The organism is Cereibacter johrii, assembly GCF_001720585.1.
GTDB classification, from domain to species: Bacteria; Pseudomonadota; Alphaproteobacteria; order Rhodobacterales; family Rhodobacteraceae; genus Cereibacter_A; species Cereibacter_A johrii.
This window is the reverse complement of sequence record NZ_MABH01000229.1, coordinates 1-5859: the sequence shown is the minus strand read 5'-3', so window position 1 is coordinate 5859 and position 5859 is coordinate 1. Positions and strand designations below refer to the sequence as shown.

General features: G+C 70.7%; 6 protein-coding genes. 1 reads left to right on the top strand and 5 read right to left on the bottom strand.

Features of this window, described 5'->3' with window-relative positions; translation table 11 throughout:
• Both A9O63_RS19030 and A9O63_RS19025 read right to left on the bottom strand, forming a co-directional pair.
• On the bottom strand, nucleotides 1-749 hold a 749-nt coding region (locus A9O63_RS19030; RefSeq protein ID WP_069331944.1), incomplete at its 3' end, for an ABC transporter ATP-binding protein.
• 16 nt (nucleotides 750-765) lie between these two features.
• A complete protein-coding gene (locus tag A9O63_RS19025) occupies nucleotides 766-1905 on the bottom strand; it encodes a sugar transporter (protein ID WP_069333311.1) in 1140 nt (379 codons plus the stop codon).
• Between the two features lie 201 nt (nucleotides 1906-2106).
• On the opposite strand from A9O63_RS19025, the gene A9O63_RS19020 reads away from it, so the two are divergent.
• Complete coding sequence (locus A9O63_RS19020; RefSeq protein ID WP_069333310.1) at nucleotides 2107-3606, top strand: NCS1 family transporter; 1500 nt, start codon at nucleotides 2107-2109, stop codon at nucleotides 3604-3606.
• 22 nt (nucleotides 3607-3628) lie between these two features.
• On the opposite strand, the gene A9O63_RS19015 is transcribed toward A9O63_RS19020, so the two are convergent.
• The 3 genes from A9O63_RS19015 to A9O63_RS19005 all read right to left on the bottom strand — a co-directional run.
• Nucleotides 3629-4462, bottom strand: coding sequence for a sulfite exporter TauE/SafE family protein (locus A9O63_RS19015; protein ID WP_069332930.1), 834 nt, complete (start codon nucleotides 4460-4462; stop codon nucleotides 3629-3631).
• The gene (locus A9O63_RS19010; RefSeq protein WP_069333309.1) at nucleotides 4462-5328 is read right to left on the bottom strand and encodes an NAD(P)-dependent oxidoreductase; all 867 of its coding nucleotides are present in this window, start codon (nucleotides 5326-5328) and stop codon (nucleotides 4462-4464) included. The genes A9O63_RS19015 and A9O63_RS19010 overlap by 1 nt, the downstream gene beginning before the upstream one ends.
• A partial coding sequence (locus tag A9O63_RS19005) for an RraA family protein (RefSeq protein WP_069333308.1) occupies nucleotides 5329-5859 on the bottom strand: 531 nt, incomplete at its 5' end.

Here is a 5859-nt window from a genome sequence, read left to right as displayed (position 1 = left end):
CGGGCCCGCGCGAGGGCCCGGGGGCCGGGGGGTGCGGCGCCCGCCTCTTCCCCCTCGCCCTCCCCCTCGACGCCCCGCATCCAGGGCGGCAGGGCGCCGCGCATCATGCTCTCGTGGTGGCGGATCGCCTGATCGATGCGCTCGTAATAGAAGAGCTGCCCGTCGTGGAGCACCGCCCCCGAGCGGCAGAGCTTCTTCAGAAGCTGCATGGAGTGCGAGACGATCACCGCCCCGCTCTCCTCCAGCCGCGCGCGCAGGATCGCATTGCTCTTGGCGCTGAAGGCCGCATCCCCCACCGCCGTCACCTCGTCGATGAGATAGGTGTCGAAGGGCACCGCCATCGAGATGCCGAAGGCCAGCCGCGAGCGCATCCCCGAGGAATAGCTGCGCACCGGCAGGTGGAAATGCTGGCCGATCTCGGCGAAGTCGCGCACGAAGGCGATCATCGCCTCGGTATCGACGCCGTAGAGGCGGGCCACGAAACGCACGTTCTGCGCTCCGGTGAGCTCGGGGTGGAAGCTGCCCGAGAAGCCCACCGGCCAGGAGATCGTGCCGCTCGAGAGGATCTCGCCCGTGTCGGGCAGCATGGTGCCCGCAAGCATCCGCAGGAGGCTCGACTTGCCCGCCCCGTTGCGCCCCAGAAGCCCCACGCTCTCGCCCGTGGGGAAGGTGAAGTTCAGGTCGCGCGCCACCACCTTGCGCGTCCCGTTCAGGACGTAGCTCTTCGAGACGTTGCGCAGCTCGATCATGGGCGGCCCTTCGCGCTCAGCGCCGGTCGCGCACGCTGTAATAGATCAGCATCCCGATCGCCCAGAGCATGAGAGCGAACCCGCCGATCATCAGCGTGAGCAGGCCGCGCTGCGGATAGAGCGACCGCTCGGCGAGGGTCGGCCGGACATAGGTCGCGAGATAGCGGCTCATCCGCTGCGCCTCGGCGATGGCCGCATCGTGGTTGGTGAGCGCCGCGATATAGGCCTTCTCGGCGAACTCGAGATCGACGGTCAGCCGCTCGAATTCGGCGATCATGGTGGAATAGTTGCTGGCTCCGGTGCCGGTGCCGCCGCCCAGGCCGAACTTCTCGCGCTCGCGCTGGATCAGCTCCTCGATCACCCCGATGCGCCGCTCGTTCTGGGCAATGCGCGGGTCGCTCGGCTGGGTGGTCTGGCGCAGCAGGTTGAGATCGATGCTGGCCGCCGCGAGCTGCTGCTGGAGCGTGTTCAAAAGGCCCATCTGGGCCTGGATGTCGGCCGAGGGATCGACGATCTGGGTGCGCGAGCGGAACTCGGTCATGGCCACCCGCTGCACGCGCAGCCGCTCGACCGCATTGTCGAGCTCCTCGCGCGCATAGCGCGTGGCATCGGCCCGGGCGATGGCCGACAGGTCGTTGATCGTCCGGGTGGATTCGTCGAGGATCGCCTGGGCCACCGCCTGCGCGTCCTCGGGCGTGAAGGCATGGACGCGCAGCTCGATCAGCCCGGTGGTGCTGTCGTAGCTGACCCGCACCATGCCCTGCCAGTAATCCACCAGATCCTCGATCCCGCCGTCGGGGTCGAAGCTGAAGACCGGATCGAAGCCGGGCTTCGAATAGATCGCGCGCAGGTCGATCCGCTCGTTGATCCGCTGCACCAGCTCCTGGCTCTGGATGAACTGGTAGAGGATGTCGGAATCCGAGGCCGAGCCGCCGCCGGTGAGGCCGAAGCTGCTCAGCCCGCCCAGAAGGTCGAGCGCCGAGCCCATATCCTCGGTGCGGACCGAGAAGCCCACGGTCGAGGTATATTGGTCCTCGGCGATGGCGAAGAGATAGAGGCCGGAGGCGAGGGTCGGGGCCAGCACGAGGCCGAGGAAGCTCGCGAGCAGGCCGTGGTGGCGCATCCGCGCCGCGGCGCGGGGGGCGGCCGCCGGCACCTTGAAGGAGGTGGGCAGGATCCGGCCCTTGCCCTCGCCCGCGTTGCCGCCGCCCGGTTGGCCCTTGCCGCCCGCCTTGCCGGCCGGACCTGCGCCGGTGCCGCGCGCCGGACCCTCATGCGCAGAGCCGAGCGGCGGCGCCCCGGTTCCTTCCCGACAGGCGGCGGACCGGCCCCGCCGGCCGTCCAACGGGGAGAGACAATGACACTGGCCGACCAGCTGCGACGCGCCGAGCACGACCGCTCGGCCCTGATCGAGGAATCGATCCTGCCCACCCACCTCAACCAGCGCCCCATCGGCATGATCGGCTATGGCTGGATCTGGGTCGGGATCGCCGTCATCATCGCCACCTACTCGCTGGGTGCGGCGGGGGTCGGCGGAGGCGTGCCGCTTGCCACGGTGATCCTCACCATCTTTGCGGCCAACCTCACCATCGGCGCCTTCATGCTGCTCACGGCCGACATCGGCACCGAGCATGGCGTGCCCTTCGCGGTCTATCTGCGGGCGCCCTTCGGCATCCACGGCACCCACCTGCCCTCGCTCTCGCGCGGGCTGGTGGCGGCGATGTGGTTCGGCATCCAGACCTATCTCGGCGCGCTGGCCCTGAACGGGATCGGCGAATATGTCCTCGGCGTCTCGAACTGGTTCGTCTGGTATCTCCTCTTCGGCCTGCTCCAGATCGCGAGCACCATGGCGGGCATCCGCTCGGTCGAGCGGCTGGCGGCGCTGGCCGCGCCCGCCATCATCGCCATTTCGGTCTGGATGTATTTCAGCCTCGAGGGGATCGCTGAGACCAAGGGGCTCAACATCTGGACCTTCCGCGCCGAGGGGCAGATGTCGCTGCTCGCGCTCTTCATCGCCAACCTCGGCTTCTGGTCGACGATGGCCATCGACATCCCGAACCTGACCCGCTTCATCGCGGTGAAGCCCGGCGCGCGCGGCTTTCTCAGCCGCAACCGGGCGGTGTTCCTGGGCCAGCTCGTGGCGCTTCCCGTCACTCAGGCGCTGGTTGCGGGCATCGGCGGGGTCTCGTTCATCGCCACCGGCAACTGGAACCCGATCGAGGTGATCCAGGGGGATGCGCAGGGCCTCTCGCTGCTCACGCTCCTCCTCCTCGTCGTGCTGGCGCAATGGTCGACGAACAACTCGGCCAACCTGATCCCGGCCGCGCTGACCTTCGTCAACCTCGCGCCGCGCCGGATCGACTACCGCATCGGCGTGGCGCTGGCGGGTGTCGTGGGCACGCTCTGCTTCCCGTGGGAGATCCTGAACAACCTCTTCACCTTCCTCGGCTACTGCGGCGCCTTCCTGCTTTCCATCGGCGGGATCATGGTGGCGGATTACTATGTCCTGCGCGGCCGGCGGCTGAACGTGCCTGCCCTCTACGACCCGCAGGGCCAGTATCGCTACGCCGGCGGCTTCAACCTCGCGGGCCTCGTGGCCTGGATCGTCGCGGGGGCGGCGGCGGCCTGGTGGTCGGACTATTCCGTCTTCGTGGGCTTCCCGCTGGGCGCCCTCCTCTATCTCGCGCTGATGAAGCTCGTGGTGCTGCCGCGCCATCCGCAGCCCGAGATGGCCGGGGCCGAAGGCTTCCTCGCGACCTCCGAGGGGGTGAGCTGGGCCTATCTCGGCGGCGGCCAGTTCACCCGGCTGCGTCCCGGCGAGACGGCGGGCGCCGTCGTCCCGCGCGAGGATCTGTAACGCGCGCCGGGGGCGGGCCCTCTCACCCGTCCCCCGCGATCATCGCCCCGAGAAACCGCGCGCAGACGAGCAGCAGGAAGCAGCCGAAGCTGCGCGCGAGCCACTCCTTCGACAGCCGGTGCGCGAGCGCCACGCCGAAGCGCGTGGTGAGGATCGAGGTCGGGATCGTCAGGAGGAAGGTCGCCACCGAGACGAAACCCAGCGCATCGGGCGGCAGGTCGGGCCGGCCCCAGCCCGCGATCATGTAGCCGATCGTGCCGGGTATGGCGATCAGCACGCCCACGCCGGCCGCGGTCGAGACGGCGCGGTGGATCGGCACGCCATGGAGCGTGAGGATCAGGTTCGAGACCGCGCCGCCGCCGATGCCCATCAGCGCCGAGACGAGCCCCACCACCGCGCCGTAAAGGCGCAGGATCGCGCGGCGCGGCAGGCCCTCGGACAGCCGCCACTTGCCCCCGGTCAGAAGCTTCGTCGCGATGACCAGCGCCACGCAGACGAAGACGCCCTGAAAGAGCCGCGGCGGCGCGACGCTGGCCAGCGCCGAGCCGAGCGCCACGCCCATGAGGATCGGCAGCGCCCAGACCTTCAGCAGATCCTTGTCGACCGTGCCGCGCTGCAAATGCCCGTAGGCCGAGACGAGCGAGGTCGGCACGATCACCGCGAGCGAGGTGCCGACGGCGAGCGGCATCGCCACTTCGGGATCGTGGCCGAGGAACCGGAAGACCTCGAAGAAGACGGGCACCGAGATCGCGCCGCCGCCGATCCCGAACAGCCCGGCGAGGAACCCCGTCACCGCACCCGCGGCGGCCAGCGCCGCGATGAGCGCGAAGATCGTGCCCGAGGAGAGAAGCTCCATCACCCTTCGGCCGTCCGCCGCGCGAGGCTTGCGCCGTCGAACCGGCCGAGGCCCGCCTCCAGCGCCGCCCGGTAGCGTTCCTCGGCGGCGGCAGAGAGCGGCAGCGCCGCCCCCTCGCGCTCGGCGAGGGCCAGCGCCAGATGCAGATCCTTGGCGAGGCCGGCGATGTCGAAGGTGCCGCGCTGATCCGCCCCTTCCAGTGTCTCGACCACCACCTGGGCGCGGTTCTTCAGCACCGCCGGGCCGCCCGAGCTTTCGGCCATCAGGCCGATCGCCTGCTCCGCCGGAATGCCCGCCCCGCGCAGGAGGATGAGGCTCTCGCCCAGCGTCTGCCAGTAGAGCGCGAGCGGCAGGTTCACGGCGAGCTTCATCCGGGCGGCGGCCCCTGCGGAGCCCAGATGCTCGACGCGGCGGCAGAGCCGCTCGAGCACCGGCCGGGCCCGTTCGAGGGTCTCGGCCGCCCCGCCCGCAAAGCCCAGAAGCTGGCCCTTCAGCGCCGGGGCCACGGTGCCGCCGACCGGACAATGGAGGAACTGCGCCCCGAGCGCCGTGGCCTGCGCCTCGAGCGCCTCGGCCTGATCGGGCAGGAGCGTCGACATCTCGACGACGATGCGGCCTGCCAGCGCCGCGCCCATGCCCGCCAGCACCGCCTCGGAGGCGGCGGCATCGGTCAGCGACAGAAGGACGAGATCGGCCTCGGCCAGCGCCGCGAGCGCCACGGCCTCGGCGCCGGCATCGACCGCGGCGCCCGTCCGGTCGGGGCTGCGGTTCCAGACCCGGACCGGGGTCCCCGTCTCGCAGAGGCGGCGGGCGAAGGCCGTGCCCATGCGCCCGGTTCCGGCAATGCCCACCACGGTCTCGCTCATTCAAGCCTCCTTCATCAGTCCGAGTATCGCGAGCGTCGTCTCGCCCGCGGCGATCCGGCGCTTCATCTCTTCCTCGCGGGCGGCCCGCGCGCGGCCCGCGGCCAGCGCCGCCCCGGCCTCGTTGCGCGGCAGGATCAGCACGGCATCCGCATCCGCCACCACCATGTCGCCGGGCTCGACAGAGGCCCGCCCGAACCTCAGGACCGCGCCCAGCTGGCCGCGGTCGGTCTTGGTCGTGCCGCGGATGTCGAGCCCGCGGGCGAAGACCGGAAAGCCCAGATCCGCGATCCGTGCACTGTCTCGCACCGCCCCGTCGATCACAAGGCCCGCGAGGCCCCGCGCCATGGCCGCCAGCGCCATGATCTCGCCGAAGGGGCCGCTGTCGAGGCTTGCGCCATAATCGACCACCAGCACCTCGCCGGGCCGCGCCACCGCAAGGGCGCGGTGGAGCGCGAGATTGTCGCCCGCCCGGCAGCGGACGGTGAAGGCGGGCCCGGCGAGCGTCATGCCCGGCGCGAGCGGGCGGAGCGG

Coding starts and splice junctions, on each gene's coding strand:
- A9O63_RS19010 (WP_069333309.1), bottom strand. CDS start 5,328: ATGAGCGAGACCGTGGTGGGCATTGCCGGAACCGGGCGCATGGGCACG.
- A9O63_RS19020 (WP_069333310.1), top strand. CDS start 2,107: ATGACACTGGCCGACCAGCTGCGACGCGCCGAGCACGACCGCTCGGCC.
- A9O63_RS19015 (WP_069332930.1), bottom strand. CDS start 4,462: ATGGAGCTTCTCTCCTCGGGCACGATCTTCGCGCTCATCGCGGCGCTG.